The 23,882-nt window shown below is 62.3% G+C and carries 25 protein-coding genes; 16 read left to right on the forward strand and 9 right to left on the reverse strand.

Features of this window, described 5'->3' with window-relative positions; translation table 11 throughout:
• Window positions 1-10: 10 nt before the first annotated feature.
• The 5 genes from J2X11_RS08895 to J2X11_RS08915 all read left to right on the forward strand — a co-directional run bounded on the left by J2X11_RS08895 (window position 11) and on the right by J2X11_RS08915 (window position 3,347).
• Window positions 11-601: a TIGR03086 family metal-binding protein gene (locus J2X11_RS08895; RefSeq protein WP_309969622.1), complete on the forward strand. Its 591-nt coding sequence runs from the start codon at window positions 11-13 to the stop codon at window positions 599-601.
• The gene (locus tag J2X11_RS08900) at window positions 598-1,269 is read left to right on the forward strand and encodes an alpha/beta fold hydrolase (protein ID WP_309969625.1); all 672 of its coding nucleotides are present in this window, start codon (window positions 598-600) and stop codon (window positions 1,267-1,269) included. The genes J2X11_RS08895 and J2X11_RS08900 overlap by 4 nt, the downstream gene beginning before the upstream one ends.
• A 17-nt stretch (window positions 1,270-1,286) precedes the next feature.
• Window positions 1,287-1,658 (forward strand): VOC family protein, encoded by a 372-nt coding sequence (locus J2X11_RS08905; RefSeq protein ID WP_309969628.1) that lies wholly within the window; start codon window positions 1,287-1,289, stop codon window positions 1,656-1,658.
• Between the two features lie 103 nt (window positions 1,659-1,761).
• Entirely contained in the window at window positions 1,762-2,112 is a 351-nt protein-coding gene (locus J2X11_RS08910) for a YciI family protein (RefSeq protein ID WP_309969629.1), read from the forward strand.
• Window positions 2,109-3,347 (forward strand): RNA polymerase sigma factor, encoded by a 1,239-nt coding sequence (locus tag J2X11_RS08915; RefSeq protein ID WP_309969633.1) that lies wholly within the window; start codon window positions 2,109-2,111, stop codon window positions 3,345-3,347. The genes J2X11_RS08910 and J2X11_RS08915 overlap by 4 nt, the downstream gene beginning before the upstream one ends.
• A 109-nt stretch (window positions 3,348-3,456) precedes the next feature.
• On the opposite strand, the gene J2X11_RS08920 is transcribed toward J2X11_RS08915, so the two are convergent.
• Together J2X11_RS08920 and J2X11_RS08925 are read right to left on the reverse strand one after the other, a co-directional pair.
• A complete protein-coding gene (locus J2X11_RS08920) occupies window positions 3,457-3,885 on the reverse strand; it encodes an iron chaperone (RefSeq protein ID WP_309969636.1) in 429 nt (142 codons plus the stop codon).
• Window positions 3,882-4,481 (reverse strand): rhomboid family intramembrane serine protease, encoded by a 600-nt coding sequence (locus tag J2X11_RS08925; protein ID WP_309969639.1) that lies wholly within the window; start codon window positions 4,479-4,481, stop codon window positions 3,882-3,884. Before J2X11_RS08925 ends, J2X11_RS08920 begins: the two co-directional genes overlap by 4 nt.
• A gap of 66 nt (window positions 4,482-4,547) precedes the next feature.
• Here J2X11_RS08925 and J2X11_RS08930 point away from each other — a divergent pair, with 66 nt between their 5' ends.
• On the forward strand, window positions 4,548-4,976 hold the full coding sequence (locus J2X11_RS08930) for a hypothetical protein (RefSeq protein ID WP_309969642.1): 429 nt from the start codon (window positions 4,548-4,550) through the stop codon (window positions 4,974-4,976).
• Here J2X11_RS08930 and J2X11_RS08935 read toward each other — a convergent pair.
• Window positions 4,973-5,596, reverse strand: a complete 624-nt coding sequence (locus J2X11_RS08935; protein WP_309969644.1) for a TetR/AcrR family transcriptional regulator — start codon at window positions 5,594-5,596, stop codon at window positions 4,973-4,975. The two genes, J2X11_RS08930 and J2X11_RS08935, sit on opposite strands and share 4 nt — an antisense overlap.
• Before the next feature lie 43 nt (window positions 5,597-5,639).
• On the opposite strand from J2X11_RS08935, the gene J2X11_RS08940 reads away from it, so the two are divergent.
• The 6 genes from J2X11_RS08940 (at window position 5,640) to J2X11_RS08965 (ending at window position 11,759) form a co-directional block, all read left to right on the forward strand.
• Window positions 5,640-6,857, forward strand: coding sequence for an oxygenase MpaB family protein (locus tag J2X11_RS08940; RefSeq protein ID WP_309969647.1), 1,218 nt, complete (start codon window positions 5,640-5,642; stop codon window positions 6,855-6,857).
• A gap of 22 nt (window positions 6,858-6,879) precedes the next feature.
• Window positions 6,880-7,533, forward strand: a complete 654-nt coding sequence (locus J2X11_RS08945) for an MBL fold metallo-hydrolase (protein ID WP_309969650.1) — start codon at window positions 6,880-6,882, stop codon at window positions 7,531-7,533.
• Between the two features lie 35 nt (window positions 7,534-7,568).
• A complete protein-coding gene (locus J2X11_RS08950) occupies window positions 7,569-9,104 on the forward strand; it encodes a UDP-N-acetylglucosamine 1-carboxyvinyltransferase (protein ID WP_309969653.1) in 1,536 nt (511 codons plus the stop codon).
• A 38-nt stretch (window positions 9,105-9,142) separates the two neighbouring features.
• The gene (locus J2X11_RS08955; RefSeq protein ID WP_309969656.1) at window positions 9,143-9,910 is read left to right on the forward strand and encodes a glycerophosphodiester phosphodiesterase; all 768 of its coding nucleotides are present in this window, start codon (window positions 9,143-9,145) and stop codon (window positions 9,908-9,910) included.
• The gene (locus J2X11_RS08960; RefSeq protein ID WP_309969659.1) at window positions 9,907-11,268 is read left to right on the forward strand and encodes an MFS transporter; all 1,362 of its coding nucleotides are present in this window, start codon (window positions 9,907-9,909) and stop codon (window positions 11,266-11,268) included. Before J2X11_RS08955 ends, J2X11_RS08960 begins: the two co-directional genes overlap by 4 nt.
• An 89-nt stretch (window positions 11,269-11,357) precedes the next feature.
• Window positions 11,358-11,759, forward strand: coding sequence for an RNA polymerase-binding protein RbpA (locus tag J2X11_RS08965; protein ID WP_309969662.1), 402 nt, complete (start codon window positions 11,358-11,360; stop codon window positions 11,757-11,759).
• Window positions 11,760-11,804: 45 nt separating this feature from the next.
• Here J2X11_RS08965 and J2X11_RS08970 read toward each other — a convergent pair whose 3' ends face one another.
• From J2X11_RS08970 to J2X11_RS08980, 3 genes are read right to left on the reverse strand one after another with little or no spacing between them, the layout of a single operon-like run.
• On the reverse strand, window positions 11,805-12,530 hold the full coding sequence (locus J2X11_RS08970) for a polyprenol monophosphomannose synthase (protein WP_309969664.1): 726 nt from the start codon (window positions 12,528-12,530) through the stop codon (window positions 11,805-11,807).
• Between the two features lie 6 nt (window positions 12,531-12,536).
• A complete protein-coding gene (gene lnt / locus J2X11_RS08975; RefSeq protein ID WP_309969669.1) occupies window positions 12,537-13,997 on the reverse strand; it encodes an apolipoprotein N-acyltransferase in 1,461 nt (486 codons plus the stop codon).
• A 32-nt stretch (window positions 13,998-14,029) separates the two neighbouring features.
• Entirely contained in the window at window positions 14,030-15,109 is a 1,080-nt protein-coding gene (locus tag J2X11_RS08980) for a M24 family metallopeptidase (protein ID WP_309969672.1), read from the reverse strand.
• 118 nt (window positions 15,110-15,227) lie between these two features.
• Here J2X11_RS08980 and J2X11_RS08985 point away from each other — a divergent pair, with 118 nt between their 5' ends.
• The 3 genes from J2X11_RS08985 to J2X11_RS08995 all read left to right on the forward strand — a co-directional run bounded on the left by J2X11_RS08985 (window position 15,228) and on the right by J2X11_RS08995 (window position 18,218).
• Complete coding sequence (locus J2X11_RS08985) at window positions 15,228-16,781, forward strand: M20/M25/M40 family metallo-hydrolase (protein WP_309969675.1); 1,554 nt, start codon at window positions 15,228-15,230, stop codon at window positions 16,779-16,781.
• 116 nt (window positions 16,782-16,897) lie between these two features.
• Entirely contained in the window at window positions 16,898-17,281 is a 384-nt protein-coding gene (locus J2X11_RS08990; protein ID WP_309969679.1) for a PLD nuclease N-terminal domain-containing protein, read from the forward strand.
• 13 nt (window positions 17,282-17,294) lie between these two features.
• Complete coding sequence (locus J2X11_RS08995; RefSeq protein ID WP_309969682.1) at window positions 17,295-18,218, forward strand: 5'-3' exonuclease; 924 nt, start codon at window positions 17,295-17,297, stop codon at window positions 18,216-18,218.
• Here J2X11_RS08995 and J2X11_RS09000 read toward each other — a convergent pair.
• Entirely contained in the window at window positions 18,208-20,925 is a 2,718-nt protein-coding gene (locus J2X11_RS09000) for a DEAD/DEAH box helicase (protein WP_309969686.1), read from the reverse strand. The genes J2X11_RS08995 and J2X11_RS09000 overlap by 11 nt on opposite strands.
• Window positions 20,926-20,934: 9 nt before the next feature.
• On the reverse strand, window positions 20,935-21,816 hold the full coding sequence (locus J2X11_RS09005; RefSeq protein ID WP_309969687.1) for a diacylglycerol kinase: 882 nt from the start codon (window positions 21,814-21,816) through the stop codon (window positions 20,935-20,937).
• Window positions 21,817-21,886: 70 nt separating this feature from the next.
• Between J2X11_RS09005 and J2X11_RS09010 the strand changes: the two genes are divergently transcribed.
• Window positions 21,887-23,074 (forward strand): dipeptidase, encoded by a 1,188-nt coding sequence (locus J2X11_RS09010; RefSeq protein ID WP_309969689.1) that lies wholly within the window; start codon window positions 21,887-21,889, stop codon window positions 23,072-23,074.
• Here the strand turns inward: J2X11_RS09010 and tatC are convergent.
• Window positions 23,071-23,850: a twin-arginine translocase subunit TatC gene (tatC, locus tag J2X11_RS09015; protein ID WP_309969691.1), complete on the reverse strand. Its 780-nt coding sequence runs from the start codon at window positions 23,848-23,850 to the stop codon at window positions 23,071-23,073. The two genes, J2X11_RS09010 and tatC, sit on opposite strands and share 4 nt — an antisense overlap.
• Window positions 23,851-23,882 lie beyond the last annotated feature (32 nt).

Here is a 23,882-nt window from a genome sequence, read left to right on the forward strand (position 1 = left end):
GGATCGCAACATGGAGCCAGCCGAGAGCCTCGCGCGCTATCGACGTCGGGCGGACGCCTTCGAATCACTTGTCGTGGCGACTCCCGACAACCTGTGGTCGGCACAGTCGCCATGTGATGACTGGGATGCCAGGGGAGTGGTGGACCACATCGTCGTGATGCATGACGTGATGTTGCGCCCTGTCGGCCTTTCGCCCTCGGCGGGACCGTCCGTCGCCGAAGATCCACTGCGCGCTTTCCGCAGGGCCCGCGCTGACGTGGAGGCGTTGCTGACGGACTCCGACATTGCCACTCGTATGACGTCGAGTCCTGCGGGGGAGTTGTCCGTGTCCGAGATGGTCGATCAGGTCATCAGTCAGGATCTCGTCCATCACGGTTGGGACCTCGCCATGGCTACCGGGCAGGACGCCACGATGCACCCTGGTGATGTCGAGGAGCTCCTGCCCGTAGTGGCGTCGCTTCCGGACGAGGTCTACATTCCTGGGGCGTATGGGCCCGACATCGTGGTGCTGGGACCCAAAGTCGCGGTGCCGAGCGATGCGTCAGCACAGGACCAGCTTCTGGGCTTGCTCGGGCGCGATCCTCACTGGGTCGCGCCATGAGTCCGACGTTCGTGCTGGTTCCAGGTGCTGGTGGCATGGCTTCGTATTGGCACCTCGTGCAGCAGGAGCTGACCGACCGTGGCTTTGCGAATCTCGCAGTTGACCTGCCCGGAGACGACCCGAACGCGGGCCTGCCCGAATACGTGGAGTTGGTCGCCCAGGCGGCTTCCGATGTCGACGACGCAGTGATTGTTGGGCAATCGATCGGCGGGTTCTCGGCGTCGTGGGCGGCGGGCCTGGTCCCGGTTCGTCAGCTGATCCTGCTCAACGCGATGATCCCCAATCCTGGCGAGACCGCAGGGGAGTGGTGGTCCAATACTGGCTCTGCAGAAGCCAAGCGGGCCTACGACCTTGAGCAAGGCCGCGATCCTGATGCACCGTTCGACGACGAGGTTTTCCTCCACGACGTTCCAGCGGAGAACCTCAAAGACGAGGAAGAACGGGACGAGACCGAAACCATCTTTGCGACACCGTGGGGTCTGACAGCTTGGCCTCACGTTCAAACGAGAGTTCTGGCCGGCGTCGACGACAGGCTGTTCCCTTTCGTGTTCCAGCAGCGCGTGGCGCGCGAGCGATTGGGCCTTGAGGTGGAAGGTGTCCCCGGCGGGCATCTTCCGGCGTTGAGCCGTCCCACCGAGCTGACCGAGGCGCTCGTACGAGAGTTTTGACCATCCAGGAGGTTGCAATGCCCGAATTTCGCCGTCCTTTCAGTGGTTTCTCGGTGGACGACACCGCCAAAGCCAGGTCGTTCTACGTAGATGTCGTTGGTTTAACGGTCAACGAGTCTGATGGCATGCTGCGGATCGACCTCGGCGACGACCATTTCGTCATCGTCTATCCCAAGGGAGACGCGCACGAGCCCGCGTCATTCACGGTGCTCAACCTGCCCGTAGATGACGTGACGGCCGCCGTACGTGAACTGGCTAGTAGGGGAGTGGAGTTCGCTCGCTACGACGGAATGCCACAGGACGAAGACGGCGTCATGAAGGGTCAGGGCCCCGACATCGCGTGGTTCACCCACCCCGCCGGCAACGTGATCTCGGTGATTTCCGCATAGAAAGTTCCGACGAATTCGGCGAGGGTTGTCGTATTCGGCGTGATCAGTTCGTGGACAGGTCAGAGGCAGCCGACCGGGGTGCCACATACGAAGGGGATTCACCATGGCTCAATACCTGCTCGCGGTGCATGGCGACGACGCCGTCTATGACACTCCGATCGAAGAAGCGCAGCCCATGTATGACGCGACTGCGGCGTTCAACGAGCGAATCATGGCCGACGGCATCTGGGTTTTCGGTGGGGGACTGAAGCGCATCAACACTGCGTCGGTCGTCGACGGCACTGGTTCTGATGTCGTTGTCACTGACGGTCCCTATCTGGAGACGAAGGAATACCTCGGCGGCTTCTGGGTGATTGAGGCACCAGATCTCGATGCAGCGCTCAAGATCGCAGCTGAGGGTTCGAAGGCCTGCGGCGGCAAGGTCGAAGTGCGTCCGTTCGAAGACGGCGAGTGACCCAAGCCGCCGATATCCGAGCGGAGATCGATCGGATCTACCGCGAGGAATACGGCCGAGTAGTCGCTTCGCTAGCCCGCCGTTTCGGTGATCTCGATATCGCCGAGGACATGGCAGGGGAGGCGCTACTCACCGCAATTGAGCGTTGGCCGGTCGACGGCATACCGCCCAATCCGGGTGGGTGGCTCACGACGACCGCCGCCAACCGTGCCATCGACAAGATCCGCCGCGAGAAGATCCGCGACACGAAGCACCAGGCAGCGATGATGATCCAAGACGACACACCCCACGAACCGACCGGACCGGTCGAGGACGACCGGCTGCGGCTGGTGTTCACGTGCTGTCACCCAGCTCTTGCCCCCGAGGCGCGCGTGGCGTTGACTCTTCGCCTTCTCGGCGGACTGACAGTGGACGAGATCGCGCGCGCGTTCCTTGTTGCCGAGACGACGATGGCGCAACGCATCACCCGCGCCAAAGCCAAGATCAAGGGCGCCAACATTCCTTTCCGTGTGCCAGAGCGCGGAGATCTGAGCGATCGACTCTCAGCAGTTCTGGCGGTCGTCTACCTCGTGTTCAACGAGGGCTACCTCGCCAGTTCCGGCGACGACTCGATCAGGGCGGACCTGACGGCTGAGGCGATCCGATTGGGACGGATCCTGCGCCAGCTCTTGCCCGATGAGGGCGAGGTCGCGGGTTTGTTGGCCCTCATGCTCCTGACAGACGCACGCCAGGAGACTCGAGTCGCCGGGGGAGAGCTCGTCACGCTCGATGAGCAGGATCGCAGCAGGTGGGACCGTGTTTTGATCGCGGAAGGACACACCCTCGTACGCGAATGCCTGGCACGGGTCGAACAGACCAATGGAGTACCCGGCGCGTACCAAATCATGGCTGCGATCAACGCGGTTCACACGGACGCCAATGAAGCTCGGTCGACCGATTGGGGCCAGATCGTCGCTCTGTACGACCAGTTGATGGTTGTGGCGCCGACACCGGTCGTTGAATTGAACCGCGCTGTAGCGCTCGCGGAGCTTGATGGTCCAGACGTTGCCCTGGCGATCGTGGATCAGCTGGACCTCAGTGGATATCACGCGTGGCACGTCGCACGTGCCGAGTTGCTACGGCGACTTGGACGCAGCGATGAATCACGTGATGCGTACGACGCGGCCATTGCTGCGACTGACAATCCCGCAGAAACCGTCTATCTCTCACGGCGTAGGTCCCAAGTTGCGGGGTAGGGGCCTTCTTTTGCCCTGTAGGAGCCGGAATATGCCTAAGTTGACATAATGTGCATTATCGGACAAACACGCATAAACGGGCCTCTACGGGGAAGAACCCCTTCTGAGGTCAGTTCACGGCCCTTTTGACCAGTGCACCGATCGTCTTCTCGTCTGCTGCGGTGAGTTTGGCGATGGCGAACGCCGTGGGCCACAAAGAACCATCGTCAAGATTCGCAGAATCGTTGAAACCGAACGTTAAGTACCGAGTGTCGTATTTTGAGGCTGCCTGGAAGAAGCAGACGATTTCCTTGCCTCTCGCGTACGCAGGGCTCCCGTACCAAAGCTTTGGCTCCAGATCGGGTGCGTTTTCGCGTATGACGGCGTGGAGGCGCTCGGCGATGACTCGGTCGGCTGTGGGCATCTCGGCGATGTTGGCGAGGACTTCAGCCTCCTTGGCAGCCTTGGAGCTGCTCGATTTGAGTTCCTTCGCGCGATCCTTGATGGCAGCACGTTCTTCAGCGGTGAACGACTCGGCTGACTTCTTGGGCTCTGTCATGCGGTGACCTCTGCTACGTCGTTGTCATCACGGGCAAACCAGGCCGCGATCGCGCCGCCAATCGCACCGAAAAGGTGCCCTTCCCAGGAGATGCCCGGGTCCCCCGGCAAAACTCCCAGCAGAACGGTTCCGTACGCTAAAAAGACTGCAATACCAAGGAGAATCTGGCTCAGGCTGCGTGCGAACACTCCCCGAATCATCAGGAATACCAACCAACCAAAGACGATCCCCGACGCGCCTATGTGAATCTCGTTCGAGCCGGCGATCAGCCACACTCCGACTCCCCCGACGGTCCAGATGATGGCCGTGGTGATGGTGAACGTGCGCATCCCTGACATCCCCAGAAGGAATCCGAGAATCAGCAGCGGAAAGCTGTTGGAGATCAGGTGATCCCACCCGCCGTGCAGTAGTGGCGCGAAAGCGATGCCCAGCAGTCCTTCGTCGGAGCGTGGGCGAACTCCTCGGGATTCGAAGTTGCCGGGAAGGATGCGGTCCAGCGCTTCGATCAACCAGAGCAGGGCTACAAAGCCGCCGGACACGACGCCGGCACGAGCTGCCGTCGAGAGTGGGTTGCGTATGGACTCCGTCTCACTCATGCGCCTGATGCTACGAGCATCTCCATACCGTTGTGTGAATTCGCGAGGCTGGGCCATTCTCAGGACATGACAATAAGGACGCAGCGCGTGATTCTGGCGATTCTGGCGGCCACGGGTGCCTTCACCGGGCCTTGGGCGGCCTTTGCGCCACAATCGTTCTACGACAACTTCCCCGGCTTTGGACGGCACTGGGTGAATGTCGACGGGCCCTACAACGAGCACCTCGTACGTGATGTCGGTGCGACCTACTTGGCGCTGATGGTTCTTGCGCTCCTCGCGGCAGTGAGCATGGAGCGCATCGCTGTTCTCGTCGCAGCGGCAACGACGTTGACGTTCGGCGTGCTCCACTTTTCGTATCACGTGCACCATCTCGACGTGTACGACTCAGTCGACTCGATCCTCAACATGACCGCGCTCGGCGGGTCCATTCTGTTGGCTGCGCTGTTGCTGATTCCGCCGCGAGAAACGAGCGCTACGCGAGTACCGAACGTTTAGGATGTCGGGCCGAGGTAGGCGAGCGTCAGGTCGACCATCTCGTCGATGAGCTTCGTCCGAGATATCGGCGGCTGCTCGAGCACGTATTGCACGCTCAGGTGCTCGACCATGCGGACAAGAATCCAGGCTGACGCCGCGGGATCGGTGATGGAGGTCTGGGACTTGTTGATCGACAAATACGCCGTCACCAAGTCGCTGATTCGTTGTTCCAACGCTCCAGCCCAGCTACCCGACTGGCTGCGTGGGAGCACCTCGACAACCAGTCGGAGGAACTCGATGTTCTCGGTCAGGACGTCCAATAGTCCCTCGAATGACGCGCGTACGAGCGCTGGGCCGGGTTCGTCCAGGCGATCGGCAAGGACTGCTGTCAACTGCGTCGAGAACTCCGCTGCGTATCGGTCGATGACCGCTGCGAGGATCGCTTCCTTGTCCGGGAAGTACTGATAGAGCGACCCGGGACTTATGCCCGCTTCGTCCGCGACCCGGTTGGTGGACGCCTTTTCGTAGCCATCTCGCAGCAACACTGTCTGACCTGCGGCGATGATGCGTTCGACCATCGCACGAGAGCGTTCCTGACGCGGAGTCTTGCGCAGTTCCTTCGCCGGGAGCAGATGTGCCATACGCGAATTGTATGCGAGTAATTGCTCGCGTCATACTTTTGCCATGACGACTGAGACCGTTGTTGCACCTCCATCTCGCTTCCGTGCAGCAGAAGAGCGAGGCGCCAGGATCGGCCGCGTCCTGAAGTCCGTGGCTCGCGTTCGTGCGGTCGACGAGAGCCAGCTGGCCCTGATTGGTCAGCGATTCATGGAGCGCGACGAGGTTGGGGCTGCTCTGGCCCGGGCGATGCGGTCGCCCGGCGACGACAAGGTTTCGATGGCTCAGTTCAACCAGGCGTTGGTACGTGGCATCGAGTCTGTCGAATCTGCTCCCCCAGCGCTCCGCGACTTCTTTGCCACCGTCGATGCCGTGCCTGAGTGGGTCGACTTCGACCTGCTCAATCGGGGCGCTGAGGCATACCGCCGCTTTGGCAAGAGTGCTGCTGACGTACTGCTGCAGCTGTCCCTGATCGGCGGATATCGATTCGGGGGTCCGACAGATTTGCTCGTGGCCACCGGCGGAATGACCGGCGACATGACCATGCGCCGACTCGGAGAGACGCAGAAGTGGGCGGTTGCAGTCTCAGACCATGACGCCATGCGGCGCGAGGGCGAGGGCTTCCAGTTGACGGTCCACGTCCGCCTTATGCATGCGATGGTCAATCAGCGCTTCGAGGGCGGAGACCGCTGGGACACCTCAAGGTTCGGCCTTCCGATCAACCAGTCCGACCAGGCCGCAACGCTCGGTCTGTTCAGCGCAACACTCCTGCTCGGCGTGCGATCACTCGGAGTCCGCGTCACGACCGCGGACTCACTGGCGGTCATGCACCTCTGGAAGTACGTCGGTTGGCTCATTGGCGTCAACGACGACTGGTTGTTCGACCACGAGCGGGAGCAGCACGCATTCAACTACCACGTGCTGCTTGCGCAGGGTGACATCACCGAAGCTGGACCACAACTCGCACAGGGCATCATGGAGGCCCAGAACAGCCTGCATTTTAGGCGATTTCCGCGTCTGGGGCGGGCATACACGCGAGCCAGGCTGTTGAGCATGCTGCGTCCTTTCCTGACCAAAGAAGGCATGCGGGACCTCAAGCTCCCCGTTCGCCTGCCGTGGGCATCTGTGGGTGTTTTCGGACGCAACCTTGTCAACCACCAGATCCTCGGGCGCACCTCCTGGGGAGATCGACGGCTTCACAAGCAGTCGGCCAAGAACCGCGACACGATCATGTATCGACACTTCGGGCCGGACACTCCTGAGATCGGTCACATCGCGGCTTGATGCACGGTGCAGGATGGGCCGTATGCAGATCACGCGCTTCGGTCATGCGGCCGTACTCGTTGAGGCAGCCGGCACCCGCGTCCTGATTGACCCCGGAGTCTTCAGCGCTGAAGAAGCTTTCGCGCTCGAAGGTCTGGACGCGATCGTCGTGACCCATCAGCATCCGGATCACATCGACGTCACTCGCAGTCCCGGCCTGCTGGAGCGCAACCCCAACGCGGTGCTGATCGCTGACCCGGAAAGCGCAGGCACTCTCGCGTTTGGCGACTGGACACCCAATGCCGACGGGCTCGTGACGGTGGTCGGTGACGTGACCGTTCGTGGCGTGGGGTCACAACATGCCGTGATCCTGTCCGCACTCCCCCGGGTCGCCAACGTCGGTGTCGTGTTGAGTGCGGCTGGCGAGCCGACGTTGTTCCACCCGGGCGATACGTACGAGTACGCACCCGAGGGTGTTGACGTATTGGCACTCCCCTTGTCTGCGCCGTGGGCCAAGATCAGCGAGACGGTGGACTTCGTCCAGCGGGTCTCCCCCGGTTCGCTGTTCCCGGTGCACGACAAGACGATTTCCGAGCTCGCGTACGGGATCTACTGGCAGCACACCATGAATTTCGGGGGCGTTGAAGACTCCAGAAAACTGGGTCAAACAGACTCCGACACGTTCGAATCAGCCTGATTGAGTTATCTCATATCTGAGATATGGTGGTTGACATGACTGTGCGCGACGACTACCTGGCCCGCATCGGCGTACTCATTCGTGATGCCCGCCAACACAGCGGAATGACCCAGTCTGAGCTTGCAACCGAGCTCAAGACGAGTCAGAACGTGGTCAGCCGGATCGAGAAGGGTCAGCAAAACCTGACCCTCGACACGCTTGCCCGGATCGGCGCTGCGCTTGATTCCGAGTTGGTCACCGTCGGCACATCGGGCCCCAGCCACCTGCGTGTGGTTGGCGGTACGACCCTGTCGGGCTCAATCGACGTGAAATCGAGCAAGAATGCTGGCGTCGCCCTGCTGTGCGCCGCATTGCTCAACTCCGGCACCACTGTGCTCCGCAAGGTCGCCCGCATCGAAGAGGTCAACCGACTTCTCGAGGTGCTCGAGTCGATCGGCGTGAAGTTCACCTGGCTGAATGAGGAGAACGACCTCAAGCTCGTGGTCCCGGCCGAGCTCAACCTTGCGGCCATGGATGCCGATGCGGCCCGCCGTACGCGGAGCATCATCATGTTCCTCGGCCCGCTGATGCACCGCTATGACGACTTCGAGCTCCCGTACGCAGGCGGCTGCGATCTCGGTACGCGCACCGTTGAACCGCACATGACGGCACTGCGCCCGTTCGGTCTCAAGGTCGTCGCCACCGAGGGCAGCTATCACGCGACCACCGCGGCAGGTGTCGGTCCGGAGCGCCCCATCGTCCTCACCGAGCGTGGCGACACAGTCACTGAGAACGCACTTCTTGCAGCCGCGAAATACGACGGCGTCACGATCATCCGCAATGCCAGCCCCAACTACATGGTCCAGGACCTGTGCTTCTTCCTGGTCAAGCTGGGCGTCGGCATCGACGGCATCGGCACCACAACACTTCGTGTCACGGGCAAGCCGGTGATCAACGCCGATGTCGACTACGCACCGAGCGAAGACCCGATCGAGGCCATGAGCCTGATCGCTGCTGCAATCGTCACCAAGTCGAGCATCACAGTGCGTCGCGTACCGATCGAGTTCATGGAGATTGAGCTCGCACTGCTCGAAGAAATGGGCTTCCAGTACGACCGCAGCGCTGAATATCCCGCCGAGAACGGTGAAACCCGCCTCGTCGACATCACGACGCATCCGTCGGCTCTGCATGCTCCGATCGACAAGATCCACCCGATGCCGTTCCCCGGACTCAACATCGACAACCTCCCGTTTTTCGCTGTCATTGCAGCGACAGCCGAAGGTCAAACGATGCTGCACGACTGGGTCTACGAGAACCGGGCCATCTACCTCACTGAGCTCAACAAGCTCGGCGCCTCGGTCAAGCTGCTTGACCCGCACCGCGTGCTGATCGACGGACCGACGCACTGGAGCGGCACTGAGCTCGTATGCCCGCCGGCACTTCGTCCGGCAGTCGTCATCCTGCTGGCCATGTTGGCTGCCAAGGGCACGTCAGTGCTTCGCAGCGTCTACGTCATCAACCGTGGCTACGAGGACCTCGCCGAGCGCCTCAACGCTCTCGGCGCCCAGATCGAGACCTTCCGGGATATTTAGGCTGCCTCGCTGAACCCATGAGGGCTTAGCGTGTGAATGTGTCCTACCTCGACTCCCCCACACCCATTGCATTCGCGCATCGTGGTGGCTCGCTCGTAGAGGCGAACCTCGGCATCGAGAACTCGATGGCCTCGTTCACTCACGCGTACGAGATGGGCTATCGCTACCTCGAGACTGACGTGCACGTCTCTGGCGACGGCCGTGTCTTCGTGTTCCACGACGACACGCTTGAGCGGATGACCGGCAACACCGCATCCATCGCGTCTCTGGATTCGGAAGTCCTCTCCGCCGAGTTGCTCGGTGGCCGCGAGCGCATTCCGATGCTCGAAGAGCTCATCAAGACGTTCCCTGACGCACGCTTCAACATCGACCTGAAGTCAGACGAGGCGGTCGAGGAGACCTGCGCCGTCATCGAGGACTTCAACGCGGTCGATCGCGTCTGCCTCGCGTCATTCGAGCACGAGCGCCTTGGCCGCATACGTCATCGACTTCCAGGTGTTGCTACATCGGCTTCGAGGCGTGAAGCAGTGCTGGTGAAGTTCCTGCCAGCCGTGATTCTTCGCCGTATGGGCATTCCTGCTGTTGCCCTGCAGATGCCAGAGACCCGACACGGTATTCGCGTCGTGACTCGCCGGTTTGTGAAGCGTGCCCACGCTCTGGGAATCCAGGTGCACGTGTGGACGATCGACGATGCAGACTCCATGAATCGCCTGCTCGATCTCGGGGTCGACGGCCTCATGACTGACCGAACGGACATCCTCAAGGATGTGCTCGTTGCCCGAGGCATGTGGAGGGAACGCCAATGAAGTTGCCACGGTTCAAAGCCAACGAGGAGCAGAAGTCGTGGTTCTTCTACGACTGGGCCAACTCGGCTTACATCACGACCATCGCGACGGTTCTGTATGCGCCGTATCTGACGAGCGTCGCTGAGCGCGCCGCCTGTGGCTTCGTCGGAGACGAGGACCGCAAATGCACCGAACATCTCTCGGTGCTCGGCTTGTCAGTCAGCGCCGGTTCGCTGGTGTTCTACGTCGTCACTCTGGCGACGGTGATCTCGGCGTTCATCCTGCCGATCGTCGGAGCCATCGCTGACCGTGTGCAGTCGAAGAAGACGCTCATGGCGCGTCTCGCCTGGAGTGGCGCGGCAGTTGCAGCGCTGATGTTCTTTGTCACCGGCACCAACTGGCAGCTCGGCGCGGGCCTGCTGGTCGTGGCCAACTTGTTCTATGCGGCGTCAATCGTTGTGTACGACGCGATCCTCGTCGAAGTCGCTGAGCCTGACGAGCGCGATCGGATCTCCTCACAGGGCTGGGCGTTCGGCTATCTCGGCGGTGGTCTGCTGCTCGCAGTGAACCTGGCGATTGTCACAGTGAAGCCGTTCGGACTTTCGACTGAAATGGCAGTGCGGATCAGTCTGTTGTCGGCCGCAATTTGGTGGGCCTACTTCACGTTCATTCCGTACAGAGGCATCAAGGATCGTGAGCCGCGAGGCATCCCGCCCGAAGAGGGCGTGACGCTGATGCAGCGCAGCTTCGGGCAGTTGTTCCGCACGCTCAAGGAGCTCAAGAACTACCCGCAGACGCTGCTGTTCCTCGTCGCCTACTTGTTCTACAACGACGGCATCCAGACCGTGATCTACTCCGCGTCGGTCTACGGCGACAAGCAGCTCGGGTTTGGCACGAGCATCCTGATTGCCACGATCCTCATCGTGCAGTTCGTTGCCTTCGGAGGAGCCCTCATCTTCGGTCGGCTTGCCGCACGCATCGGCAGCCACAAGACGATTCTCGGCGGGCTCGTGGTCTGGATCTTTGTCGTCTGCTTCGGCTTCTTCCTCCCGGAGAAGCAGATCCTGCCGTTCCTGTTGCTCGCTGTCGCCATCGGACTTGTCCTCGGCGGTACGCAGGCATTGTCACGTTCGTTCTTCTCCAACCTCATCCCGCGCGGTCGGGAGGCCGAGTACTTCAGCCTCTACCAAGCCTGTGAGCGCGGTACGAGTTGGCTCGGCACGCTTGTCTTCGGCCTGGTCCACCAACTCACTGACTCGTACAGGCCAGCGATCCTTGCGCTGATCGCGTTCTTCGTCATCGGCGGACTCCTGCTCTGGAAGCTCGATCCCAAGAAGGGAATCATCGAGGCTGGCAACCAACCACCTGCCCTGGTCTAGCCCGACGTGTGACCAAAACCTCGCGCTTAGGGGAATCTCATGTGCATCCCCTACGTTGGAAGAGGTAAGGCACACGAAAGGGGACTGCCATGGCAGAACGTGCATTGCGAGGCGCTCGACTCGGGACTCAGAGCTTTGAGGACGAGCGCGGCGTAGAAATGGCTCCCCGTCAGCAGGTCGAATACATCTGCGCTGATGGGCACACCTTTTCGGTGACGATGGCTGATGAGGCCGACATCCCGTACGAATGGGAAGACCCCAAGACCGGTCAGATCGGTACTCGTGTCGAAGGCGGCGAACCGCTCGTCAAGAACGAGAAGGCAGTTCGCACGCACTGGGACATGTTGCTTGAACGTCGATCGGTCAAGGAACTCGAAGAAATCCTCACTGAGCGGCTTGAGCTGCTCCGTGGTGGCGAGATCGGGCCTCCTCACCTGCATCGTCCCGTCAAAAAGGCGGCCAAGAAGGCTCCGGCCAAGAAATCTGCCTGAGTCAACTGCAAGACCCCGACCAATTCGGTCGGGGTCTTCTACTTCCTAGCGCCAGCGTTTGGGTATGAGTCGCTGGAGGCCCCACACGGTGACGCGCCACAGGGCTTCGCGGACGATGTCACCGCTCATCTTGGACTCGCCGCGTACGCGCTCGACGAAGGTGATCGGTACCTCGACGATCGTCATGCCTTGATCGAGTACGCGTCGAGCCATGTCGATCTGGAAGCAGTATCCCTGTGAGGCGACCTCGTCGAGAGGCAGCCGTTCGAGAGTCTCGCGCCGGAAAGCGCGGTAGCCGCCCGTCGCATCCTTGATCGGAATGCCGAGCATGAGCTGCGCGTAGAAGGTGCCGCCGCGAGAGATGAACTTGCGGTACCAAGGCCAGTTGACGACTCCCCCGCCTGGGACCCAGCGAGATCCGAGGACGAGGTCTGCGCCCTGATCGCTCGCCTCGAGGAGTCGTTCAAGGTCTTCGGGACGATGCGATCCGTCCGCGTCCATCTCGCACAGGACGTCGTAACCACGTTCAATGCCCCAAGCGAAGCCGGCGCGGTACGCCGATCCGAGTCCCTGCTTGCCCTCGCGATGCATCACGCTAATGCGGTCATCGGCGGCGGCCAACTTGTCGGCGATCTCGCCGGTGCCGTCCGGGGATCCGTCGTCGGCGACAAGGATGTTGACGTCAGGCTGGTGAGCGAGGACCTCTTCCGTGATCCAGGCGATGTTTTCGGACTCGTTGTACGTCGGAATGATGACAAGCGTGCCGCTCACGGGCGTTCACTGGTCCTTCCGTCGTGTGCCGAGGAACCATGCTCCCAGACCGAGGGTCACCAGGAGGTATTCCAGCGGAGCTCCAATTCGCAGCGCTGGCGTCGTGCCGTCGGCCAGTTCGACCTCTTGGTTGACGAGGGCCGGCTGGTGCATCGGCGCGCGCTGTACGACATCGCCGTCCGGATCAACAACGCCGCTGATCCCGTTCGTCGACGGGACCACGACCCAGCGGCCGGTCTCGACGGCACGAAGGCGCGAGATGTCCCACTGCTGCTCGGGCTGAGAGGTGCCGGTGAAGGCTGCGTTGCTGGTCTGGACGACGAGCAACTGTGCGCCGCCGTCGAGGGCGCGGCGAGTCACAGAGTCGTACGCGATGTCGTAACAGATCGTGTCGCCGATAGTCGTGCCGGCGATCTGGATCGCGCCGGACTCCGTGCCGGCAAGCATGTCGCGCGGGATGTCTCGAGCGAGTCGGCCGAAGATCGCACCAGCCTTGTCCCGCCAGGGCACGTATTCGCCGAACGGGACAGGCTTGAGCTTGACGTACCGATCCCCCGGGCCGTTCTCATCCCAGACGACGCCCTGGTTGTAGGACGTTGTGGTCGTTGGACCGTCAAACAAGCCGCCGACCAGGATCGGGGCGCCGATGCGGGCAGACAGCCCCTCGATCCGTGCGCGGACACCCTGGTTGTGGAACGGGTCGACGTCAGTGGCGTTCTCGGGCCAGAGCACCATGTCGGGCTTGGGGACAGTGCCCGCCTCGACTGCCTGAGCCAGTTTGTCCGTCTCGGCAGCGTGCAGCTCGAAGATCTCGCCAATCGGCCAGGTGAGGAAGACGCCCGGTACATCGCCTTGCACCAGGGATACCTGCTTGGTTCCCGCGGCGCCGGCGATGCCGGTGGGCAAGATCAGGCCAACAAGCAGGAGCCCGACGATCGTCGCTCCAGCTGTGATCCTTCGTCGCACAGAAGTGCCTGTCACAACGATGAGCAGAAGCGCCGCGACCACAAAGAGGACTGCGCTGGTGCCCGGCATTGCCACCAGGCGTGCGTACGACTTGAACGGGCTGTCGATCGATGTGTGCGCAAGGCGACCCCATGGGAAGCCCGTGAACGGGAAGACCGAGCGAGCAAACTCCCCCGCGACCCATACGGCCGCACCCCAGAGCGGCCAGGCGGCAAGCCGAGCCGCCGCGCGCAGGGCCAGCATGATCGGGGCAAAGAAGACCGCCTCCAGCAGCACCAGTCCGATGTAGGCGGCGCCGCTCACGGCGTTCATCCACCAAATCAGCGGAGCCATGAAGGCGAGTCCGAAGATGAGCCCAGTGATGACCACAGTTCGCTTGCGAGCGTCCATTAGTTGGCGGGCGAGCCAGATGAGGCCTGCCAGCGCGAAGACCATCGCGTACGGGATCTCGACCGGATCGAAGCCCTGCGAAGCGACAACTCCGAGCACCAGCGCAAGCACCCACGCATTCCGAGGGCGCGCCCAGCGGGGCGTCACAGCGCGATGAGTTCGCGCGGTTGGTTGTTGAGCACCTCTAGCCCGTCTGCTGTGCACACCACGATGTCCTCGATACGGGCACCGAAACGTCCCTCGAGGTAGATGCCGGGCTCGATCGAGAACGCCATGCCCTCTTCAAGAACCAGAGAGCTGCCCTCAACGATGTAAGGCTCCTCGTGAGTCTCCTGGCCGATGCCGTGACCGGTGCGGTGGATGAAGCGATCGCCAAAGCCTGCCTCGGCGATGATCGCTCGGCCGACGGCGTCCACAGACTCGGCCGTGACTCCTGGCTTGGCGTGGTCGAGCTGTGCCTGCTGAGCAGCCTGCAGGACGCCGTAGAACTCGGCGTACTCGGCGGGCACAGCGCCTCCAGCGAGATAGTTGCGCGTCGAGTCCGAGCAGTAGCCCGCGTGGTTGGTGCCGCCGATGTCGATGACGACCGGGTCGCCCTCTTCGATCACACGGTCCGACAGCTCGTGGTGGGGCGAAGCGCCGTTGGGACCGGAACCGACGATGACGAAGTCGACCGTCTCATGACCTTCGTCGATGATCGCGCGGGCGATATCGGCACCGACCTCGCGCTCGGTACGTCCGGGACGGAGCCACTCCCCCATACGGGCGTGAACGCGGTCGATCGCCTGGCCGGCTTCGCGTAGGGCAGCGATCTCGTCCGCTTCCTTACGGATGCGCAGCTGCTGCACCAGCGGTCCAGCGAGCACCTGGCGCGCGTTGGGGAGAGCGTCCTTCAGGGCGAATACGCGACTCGCCCACATATGGTCGTCGAGTCCGATCGTCGCGGCATTGCCCACGAGGTCAGTGACCAGAGCGAACGGATCCTCGGTCTCGGTCCACGAGGCAAGGGCGACGTCAATCCCGGAAGCCCTTGCGGCAGCTACCTCGAGGGCGGGGACGATCAGCGTCGGATCGCCGTGCGCCGGCAGAACCAGGCAGGTCAGGCGCTCCAACGGAAGCGCCGTGTAGCCCGTCAAATAGCGCAAATCAGCGCCAGGAGTGACGAGGAGGGCGTCAATGCCCTCGGAAGCTGCGAGTGCCTGAGCCTTGCGCCATCTGTTCACGGTATGACGATACCGACGGCCTAGAAGTGGCCGCGAGCGCGATGCGGTTGCGCCTGACCCGCATGCGCTTAGTGTGAGGACTACATCTGAACATCTCAAAAGGATCGGGGGATCTTGCATGCGCAGAACGCTCGCAATAGTTGCTGCCGTCGTCGTGACGAGCGGCTTGGCCATCACTGCACCAGCAGTGGCTGATCAGAACAGCTCCAAGAAGTCCAACAGCACCAGCCTTACCAAGGCCGTGACTGTCAACGGAATCTTGCAGCACCTACGTCAACTCCAGACGATTGCCGATCGCAACGAGGGCACTCGTGCCTCAGGCCTTCCGGGCCACACGGCATCGGCAGACTACGTCGCCAAGAAGTTGCGCAAAGCCGGCTACAAGGTGACGCGACAGAAGTTCACGTTCGCGTTCTCGCGTGAGCTCGAGCCAGCCACGCTGACCGAGATTTCACCGACCGCGCAAGAGATTGAGACTGCGACTCTCGACTACTCCGGATCCGGTGATGTGACCGGCACGGTCGTACCAACCAACGATCTCGTCCTTCCGCCATCGCCCGAGCCGAGCAGCAATTCCGGTTGTGAAGCTGAGGACTTCGAGCCCGCACCCGACGAGCCGGCAATCGCGCTGATCCAGCGAGGCACCTGCACCTTCGAGACGAAGGCCGTGAACGCAGCCGCCGCCGGCTACGAGGCCGCAATTGTGTTCAACGAGGGCCAGCCCGGACGCGATGAACTGCTGACAGGCACGCTTGGCAACCCGGTTCCGATCCCGGTTGTCGGAGTGTCCTTCGCTGACGGAGCGGCACTGGCTGACGAAGCCGGCGACGGTCCAGTCACTGCGCAGGTCGTCACCTCGACTGAAGTCGACATGAACCGCGAGACAGAGAACGTCATCGCTGACCTGCCGACCAAGGGCAAGAAGGTCAAGAACTCTGACCAGGTCGTCGTAGTCGGTGCCCACCTCGACAGCGTCGCCGCTGGACCCGGAATCAACGACAACGGCTCCGGTTCCGCAGCGATTCTCGAAATCGCCGAGGAGATGTCAGACCTCAAGCTGACCAAGAAGCTTCAGCGCCCCGTGCGTTTCGCCTTCTGGGGAGCTGAAGAGGCCGGTCTGCTCGGATCCGAGCACTACGTCACCACGCTGTCTGATGCGAGGCGGGCAAAGATCTACGCCAACCTCAACTTCGACATGCTCGGATCGCCCAACTACGTGCGATTCGTCTACGACGGTGACGGCTCCAACGGAGGAGACAGTGGTCCCCCCGGTTCAGCGGCGATCGAAAGCGTCTTCAACGACTACTTCGATTCCAAGGGGTTGGCGACCGAGCCGACTGACTTCGACGGACGCTCGGACTACGGGCCGTTCATCGCGGCAGGAATCCCTGCAGGCGGTCTCTTCAGTGGCGCCGAAGGCGTCAAGACCGATGAGGAAGCGGTTGCGTACGGCGGCACAGCAGGTGCTCCGTACGACAGCTGCTACCACCAGGCATGCGACACCATCAACAACCTGAGTGCGACTGCACTTCAGGAGTTGGGCGATGGTGCGGCACATGCGGTGTACGCCCTCACGATGTCCAAGGCCGGATTGTTCGGCGACGCCAACCGCAAGGCAGCGAAGGTTTCTGCCAAGCAGCTCAAGCAGTACAGCTCTGAAGCAACTCGCTGACGACTGTCCAAAGAATCGGCGCCATCACCCATCAGGGTGGTGGCGCCGATTTGTCTGCGCGGTGACCCAACGAAGTGCCATGCTTTGGCAACTTCGTGACCGACAGGAGACGCGCTGTGCTGTACCTGGATGGATTCGTGGGGTTCGTCATCCTCGGCCTGTGGATCTTTTGTCTGATCGACGCGATCACCACCGATGAAGGATCCGTTCGCAATCTCGGCAAGGTGATGTGGATCGTCCTGATCGTCTTTCTGCCACTGGTCGGATCGATCGCTTGGATCGTCGCAGGCAGGCCAGAGGCCGCACGTTCCATGCCCTACAAGGGCAACTACGGCCCGGTCGTCTCCGATCGGGAGCGCCCCATACGGCACCCTTCTTCGAATCCGGTTGATGACGAAGACTTCCAGCGCAAGTTCCGTGAGCGCGCCGAGGAACAGCGTCGCAAGTACCGCGAAAGCCAACAGCGCCAGATCGAAGAAGGCGACCAGCCTCCCACCTGAGTAGGGTCGGAACATGCCCAACGGACGACTACTTCTCCTGGACAGCGCGAGCCTCTACTTTCGGGCGTTCTTCGGTGTGCCCGATTCGTTGAAGGCTCCTGACGGCACAGTCGTCAATGCCCTGCGGGGCATGTTGGACTTCATCGCGACACTCAGCACCGAATTCAAGCCGACCGCGATTGTGGCGTGCTGGGACGACGACTGGCGCCCACAATGGCGCGTCGATCTCATGGATACCTACAAGACACACCGCGTCGGCGAAGACGGCGGCGAAGGTGACACGACCGACGGGCTCCTCGGCCCTCAGGTGCCGCTGATTGCGGAAGCGCTTGCCCTATTGGGTATCCCACGGATTGGCGCCGCAGGTGCTGAGGCCGACGACATCATCGGCACCCTCAGCGGGCAGTGGGACGGGCCCGTAGACGTCGTCACTGGCGACCGCGACCTGTTCCAGCTCGTCGACGACTCTCGCTCCGTGCGGGTGATCTACACGTCACGCGGTGGCGTGGGCAATCCCGATCTCGTCGACAACGCTTGGATGCGCGAGCGTTACAGCATCGATTCCTCCCAGTACGTCGACTTCGCAGTGATGCGCGGCGACCCATCGGATGGCATTCCGGGTGTGCCGGGCATCGGCGACAAGACAGGTGCCGTTCTACTGAACGAATTCGGAGATCTTGACGGGATCATTGCCGCTGCGGAGGACCCCTCGAGCTCGATCAAGCCTCGCGTACGTCAATCGCTGAAGGACTCGGCCGACTACATTGCCGCCGCTCGTACGGTTGTTGCTGTCAAGCGTGACGCCTGTGAGGCATCCGCGTGGACGCTTGAGACGCTGACTGCGGATCAGCAAGCGACCTTCAGGGCATTCGCCGAGCGCTGGGGAATCGGCGGAGCCGCAGAACGAGTGCTCGAAGGACTCGCAGTCAGCTCGTGATCGACGTGTAGGACACGACACCATGGCGCAGCCCGTCGAGCGCCTCGCGTGCAGTTTTGCGCAAGGGACCCGGGCCCGACGCATCGGCGACTTGGGCGACGACGTCGATCAGTTGCTTCATGGCGCGGACAAAGTCACCTGCGGCAAGCTCCATGTCGGTGAGCACATCGTCGAGTGATGCCCCCATGGACCATTGCCAGACGGCCTGAGCGAAGCCGAAGTCCGGTTGATGCAGGAACTTCACGCGGTGCTCGCGCTCCAGGCGTTCAAGTTCGGCACCTAGAGAGCTCATCGCATCCGCAACATCTCGTACGTTCTTCGTTGGGTAGCGCGGTGCAGGCGCATCATCGGAGTTTCGCGATTCGTATGTCAGCCCACTGATCGCTGCAGCCAGCTCAGGAGCGTCGAGGTTGTCCCATACGCCTTCGCGAATGCACTCGCTGACGAGGAGGTCGAGCTCGCTGTAGACACGCTGCAGCTTCTTGCCGTCCTCGGTGACTTCGTCGCCGTCCAGGTAGCCGAGCACGTCGAGCACTTCGCATACGCGGTCGAACTGGCGGGCGACCGTATTGGTGCGCTGCTCGATGCGCGAGCGCTGGTTCTTGGTGTCGCGCTCGAGCTTTTGGTAGCGCTCAGCCCAGCGCGCGTGTGACTCGCGATCGGGGCAGTCGTGACACGGGTGCTGACGCATCTTTTCGCGTAGCGCCTCGATACGTGGGTCCTTGCGGGGACCGTGCTCGCGATAGGCCACCTTGGGCTTCCATGCGACGCCCTCGGCGTGGTTGCGCAGGCTGGACGCCAGGTCGCGGCGGGCCTGGGGGTTGCGAGCGTTGAACGACTTCGGAATGCGGATAGTCGTGATCACGCTGACGGGAGTCGGGAAGTCGACCATGGCGAGCCGTCGGGCGTGACGATTGGCCGTGAGGACCATCGGGCGCGGTCCTTCGCGGTCGGCTTGCGTGCCGGGATCAAGCACCACAGCAATGCCGGCCCAGCGGCCTGCTGGGACGTTGATGATGTCACCGGGCTTGAGACCCACCAGCGACTCGATGACGACTTCGCGGTCTGCTGAGCGACGCTCACGGGCGCCCGAGGACTCGATGTCGCTGATTTCACGGCGTAGCGCGGCGTACTCCATGAAGTCACCGAGGTGGCACTGCGCGGACTCCCGGTAACCGTCGAGAGCGTCATCGGCCTTGCGGATTTGTCGCGCCATGCCAACGACCGCACGATCGGCCTGGAACTGGGCGAAGGACTGCTCGAGCAGTTCGCGCGCGGTGAGACGTCCGACTTGGCCGACCAGGTTGACCGCCATGTTGTACGACGGGTGAAACGACGAGTTGAGCGGATACGTACGCGTTGACGCCAGGCCCGCGACCTGCTTGGGATCGAGACCGGGCTGCCACAGGACGACGCCGTGCCCCTCGACGTCGATGCCACGTCGCCCAGCGCGGCCGGTGAGCTGGGTGTACTCCCCCGGCGTGATGTTGGCGTGGGTCTCGCCATTCCACTTGGAGAGTCGCTCGATGACGACGGAACGGGCAGGCATGTTGATGCCGAGTGCGAGCGTCTCCGTCGCGAAGATCATCTTGACCAGGCCCTGACTGAACAGCACCTCGACGACTTCCTTGAACGTCGGCAGCATGCCCGCGTGGTGCGCTGCAATCCCCCGCACGAGCGCCTCACGGAACTCGTAGTAGCCAAGCACCTCGAGATCGTCCTCGGGTAAGTGAGAGCAGGCCTCGTCGACGAGAGCCGTGATCTCCGCCTGCTCCTCGGGCGACGTCAGATTGAGGCGGGCGTCGAGACATTGCTGGACGGCGGCCGCGCATCCTGCCCGGCTGAACACAAAGGTGATCGCGGGCAACAGTCCTTCGGCGTCAAGGCGCTCGACGAGCTCGATGCGTCCAGGCGTACGGTGACGGCTCCTCGGTCGCTGACCGCCCTTCTTGGGGCGGCCCTTCGACATACGGGAGTACTGCCAATCCTCGCGTGCAATGCGCTCCAGCGCTCGGTTGACCTCGGTGCCACCCGACTCGAACAGCGGGAAAAGCTTCCGGCCCACCAGTACGTGCTGGTGGAGCGGGACGGGTCGGCGCTCCTCGACGATCGTCACGGTGTCGTCGCCGCGTACCTCGGTGAGCCAGGCGCCAAACTCTTCAGCGTTCGACACCGTCGCCGACAGCGAGATCACGGAGACAGATTCCGGGAGGTGGATGATGACCTCTTCCCAGACGGCGCCACGGTTGCGGTCCGCAAGGTAGTGAACCTCGTCCATGACCACGAATCCGAGACCTGTGAGGGTGCTCGAGCCCGCGTAGAGCATGTTGCGCAGCACTTCGGTCGTCATGACGACGATCGGCGCTTCGCCGTTGATGGTGTTGTCGCCAGTCAGCAGGCCAACGTTGTCGGCGCCGTAGCGTTCAACGAAGTCCGAGAACTTCTGGTTCGAGAGCGCCTTGATGGGCGTTGTGTAGAAGCATTTGCGGCCCGTCGTGAGCGCCATGTGTACGGCGAACTCGCCGACCAGAGTCTTGCCGGAGCCCGTCGGCGCGGCGACCAGAACACCGTGGCCGTCCTCGACGACCTTGCAGGCCTCGATCTGGAAGTCATCGAGCCCGAACTCATACAGGTCGCGGAACGAGGCCAGGAGTGGATGGTGCTGATCCGCCCGGGATTTCGCGTACTTTTCAGCGGGCGTTGTCATGCCTCCAGCCTACGTGGCAACAGGTGCTGCGAAGACTCGCAGCGCGCCGGGCTGGATGCGTGTTGTCATCGGCAGCGGGCCGAGACGCTCACCGTCGCCGTACGCCACGATGCCGGGCGATGACAGCGTCACTTCTTTGACGAGGTGACGCTCGAACTCCGGCAGCGTGATGTGGGTGCCCTTGTAGAGCTTGGGGAACACGCGAAGCAGTTTGGGTTTGCTCACTGGGTTGATCACCACGACATCAAGCAGACCGTCATCCATCTTTGCGCCTTCGCAAATGCGAAGTCCGCCGCCGAACGATGGGCCATTGCCAACTGCGACGAGCATCGCTTCGCGCTCGATCGTCTTGCCGTCGAGTACGAGGGTGAATGGCAGCGGCTCGAACTCCCGTAGCTCGGCAATCATTGCGATGTTGTAGCGCATGTTGCCGCGCGGCCAGGTCATCTCGTTGGCACGCTCGTTGACCTTCGAGTCGAAACCGGATGCCACAACAGTTGCGACGTACGCCTCGTCGGCTCGGGCGAGATCGATCGTACGTACGTTGCCGGCGATGATCAGATCGACGGCGGCATCGACGTCCTTGACTGGGATCCCGAGCGAGCGCGCCGTGTCGTTGCCCGTGCCGGCTGGGATGAGCCCAAAGACGAGATCAGAGTCGGCGACATGGTCGAGCACGCCGTGGAGCGCTCCGTCACCGCCGACGACCAGGACACCGTCGAGGCCCGCATCGATCGCAAGCTTCAGCTGATCCCGTGCGGAAGCTGCATCCGAACCCTGAACGATGATCGTCGAATGGCCCGCATTGCCAAGGCGTTCAGCCGCCTGTGCGGAGATCGTCTCGCCATGGCGTTTGCCTGACGTGGGGTTGACGACGATCGCGAAACGCATGCGCCCAGCGTAGTGGCAGAGGGGCCCTCATCTCCGGCTTCCTGCCACCTCTGAATGGAAGAATGGCGGGATGCCCTCACCCACTCGTACCTGGCCCAAGCGCGTCCTGCTTGGTTCGCTCGTGTTCGTCTTGTTTGCCGTCGTCGCGTTCTTCACGCTGGCCCCGGGCATCGTTGAGCGGAGCATGAACAAGGTCGTGGACGGAGACTTGCCGACGGTCAGCGCTGACACTCGAAAGCTGCACAACAGCATCCAGATCGCGGATATGCACTCCGACACGTTGATGTGGAACCGCGACGTCCTAGCGAGCGCCAATCGTGGACACATGGACCTTCCACGCCTGCAGAAGGGCAATGTCGCGCTGCAGGTGTTCTCATCGGTCACGAAGTCGCCCAAGGGTCAAAACTACGAGTCAAACACCGACGAGACCGACGCGATCACGCTGCTCACGTTCGTCCAACTACAGCCGCCCAAGACCTGGAACTCGCTGCTCGAACGGTCGCTCTATCACGCACACCGGCTTGAACATGCTGCCGAAGAATCCGAAGGTCAGCTCCGACTCGTCCGTACCAAGGACGACCTCGCCAGCCTGCTGAAGGACCGTGAGGCAGGCAAGGACGTCACCGGCGCCATGTTCTCGGTCGAAGGTCTGCACAACCTCGAGGGCAAGTTCGAGAGTTTCGAGAAGCTCTACGACGCCGGTATGCGAATGGCGGGCTTCACCCACTTCTTCGACAACGAAGTCGCCGGATCGATGCACGGCGTCAAGAAGGGCGGCTTGACGGACCTCGGGCGCCAGGTATTCGCCGAGATGGAGAAGCGTGGCGTCATCGTCGACATCGCTCACGCCAGCCACACGGCGGTCGCCGAGATGCTGGCGATGGCCACCAAGCCGGTGGTCGCCAGCCACGGCGGCGTACAGGCCACCTGCGACGTCAACCGCAACCTCACGGACGAGGAGATCCGCGGAGTCGCAGCCACGGGCGGAGTCATTGGCATCGGCTACTGGGACGCAGCCGTATGTGACCTGACTCCAGCAGCCGTGGTTGATGCGATTGAGCACGTGATCGAGGTAGGTGGACTCGAGACGGCAGCGCTCGGCAGCGACTATGACGGCGCGACGACAGTTGCCTGGGACACCAGCGACATCGCGGTCATCACCCAGGAGTTGCGCGACCGCGGGCACAGCGATGAGGACATCGCGGCGATCATGGGCGGCAATACATTCCGCGTCATGTCAGAAGTACTTCCGAACTAGTCGAGCGGTGACGCTTCGTCGTCCGACAATTCCTCTGGTGCAGTCTGTGCCTTGCGGCGGTCCGTGACTCGCGCAATCACCTCGGACACGAGATACAGCAGGACCATGGGGACGGCGAGGAAGAGCATGGTCAGCGGGTCCGTACTGGGCGTGGCGACGGCCGCAAACACGAAAATTCCAATCACGGTCCAGGGCCGAGCTGACGCTAGTTGTCGTCCGCTGACAACTCCTAGTCGGTTGAGAAGGATGACGACCAGGGGGATCTGTGCCGCGATTCCAAAGACCAGAACTGTTCGTACGACAAAGTTGAGGTAGTCCCCCAGCGTCAGCAGCAAATCGATTGATTCGGGTGCGAAGCCGATGAGCACCTCGATGCCCTTTGGAAGAACCAAGTACCCGACGACCACGCCGCCTGCAAACAGTGGAGCCCCGATGGCCGTGAGCAAGTAGGCCCATCGTCGCTCGTTGTGGTGCAGGGCAGGAAGCACGAATGCCCAAATCTGGCCGATCCACACAGGTGCAGAGATCACCAGGCCGATGACGAGCGCAAACTTCAGACGGAAACTGAAGGCACTACCAACGCCGCCGCTGAGCACGAGCTTTGCGTCGAATCCCTTGCGCTCGAGGAGCGGCGCGATGCCGTCGACATACGGCTGTTTCAGGAAGTCGAATGCCGACGGATAGAGAATCCAGCCGACGATCGTTCCGATGAGGATCGCCAGGACGGCGATGATGAGGCGGCGTCGGAGCTCACGAAGATGCTCGACGAGCGGCATCGCGCCCCCGGGCGGAGGCGTGCCGCGGCGAG

It is taken from the genome of Aeromicrobium panaciterrae (genome assembly GCF_031457275.1).
Taxonomy (GTDB): domain Bacteria; phylum Actinomycetota; class Actinomycetes; order Propionibacteriales; family Nocardioidaceae; genus Aeromicrobium; species Aeromicrobium panaciterrae_A.

What these genes read in the sequence shown, in the direction of transcription:
- J2X11_RS08900 (WP_309969625.1), top strand. Translation starts at nt 598, where the DNA reads ATGAGTCCGACGTTCGTGCTGGTTCCAGGTGCTGGTGGCATGGCTTCG.
- J2X11_RS08925 (WP_309969639.1), bottom strand. Translation starts at nt 4,481, where the DNA reads ATGAGTGAGACGGAGTCCATACGCAACCCACTCTCGACGGCAGCTCGT.
- J2X11_RS08940 (WP_309969647.1), top strand. Translation starts at nt 5,640, where the DNA reads ATGACGACTGAGACCGTTGTTGCACCTCCATCTCGCTTCCGTGCAGCA.
- J2X11_RS08910 (WP_309969629.1), top strand. Translation starts at nt 1,762, where the DNA reads ATGGCTCAATACCTGCTCGCGGTGCATGGCGACGACGCCGTCTATGAC.
- J2X11_RS08985 (WP_309969675.1), top strand. Translation starts at nt 15,228, where the DNA reads ATGCGCAGAACGCTCGCAATAGTTGCTGCCGTCGTCGTGACGAGCGGC.
- J2X11_RS08895 (WP_309969622.1), top strand. Translation starts at nt 11, where the DNA reads ATGGAGCCAGCCGAGAGCCTCGCGCGCTATCGACGTCGGGCGGACGCC.
- J2X11_RS09010 (WP_309969689.1), top strand. Translation starts at nt 21,887, where the DNA reads ATGCCCTCACCCACTCGTACCTGGCCCAAGCGCGTCCTGCTTGGTTCG.
- J2X11_RS08950 (WP_309969653.1), top strand. Translation starts at nt 7,569, where the DNA reads ATGACTGTGCGCGACGACTACCTGGCCCGCATCGGCGTACTCATTCGT.
- J2X11_RS08930 (WP_309969642.1), top strand. Translation starts at nt 4,548, where the DNA reads ATGACAATAAGGACGCAGCGCGTGATTCTGGCGATTCTGGCGGCCACG.
- J2X11_RS08965 (WP_309969662.1), top strand. Translation starts at nt 11,358, where the DNA reads ATGGCAGAACGTGCATTGCGAGGCGCTCGACTCGGGACTCAGAGCTTT.
- J2X11_RS08945 (WP_309969650.1), top strand. Translation starts at nt 6,880, where the DNA reads ATGCAGATCACGCGCTTCGGTCATGCGGCCGTACTCGTTGAGGCAGCC.
- J2X11_RS08920 (WP_309969636.1), bottom strand. Translation starts at nt 3,885, where the DNA reads ATGACAGAGCCCAAGAAGTCAGCCGAGTCGTTCACCGCTGAAGAACGT.
- J2X11_RS08935 (WP_309969644.1), bottom strand. Translation starts at nt 5,596, where the DNA reads ATGGCACATCTGCTCCCGGCGAAGGAACTGCGCAAGACTCCGCGTCAG.
- J2X11_RS09005 (WP_309969687.1), bottom strand. Translation starts at nt 21,816, where the DNA reads ATGCGTTTCGCGATCGTCGTCAACCCCACGTCAGGCAAACGCCATGGC.
- J2X11_RS08960 (WP_309969659.1), top strand. Translation starts at nt 9,907, where the DNA reads ATGAAGTTGCCACGGTTCAAAGCCAACGAGGAGCAGAAGTCGTGGTTC.
- J2X11_RS09000 (WP_309969686.1), bottom strand. Translation starts at nt 20,925, where the DNA reads ATGACAACGCCCGCTGAAAAGTACGCGAAATCCCGGGCGGATCAGCAC.
- tatC (WP_309969691.1), bottom strand. Translation starts at nt 23,850, where the DNA reads ATGCCGCTCGTCGAGCATCTTCGTGAGCTCCGACGCCGCCTCATCATC.
- J2X11_RS08905 (WP_309969628.1), top strand. Translation starts at nt 1,287, where the DNA reads ATGCCCGAATTTCGCCGTCCTTTCAGTGGTTTCTCGGTGGACGACACC.
- J2X11_RS08995 (WP_309969682.1), top strand. Translation starts at nt 17,295, where the DNA reads ATGCCCAACGGACGACTACTTCTCCTGGACAGCGCGAGCCTCTACTTT.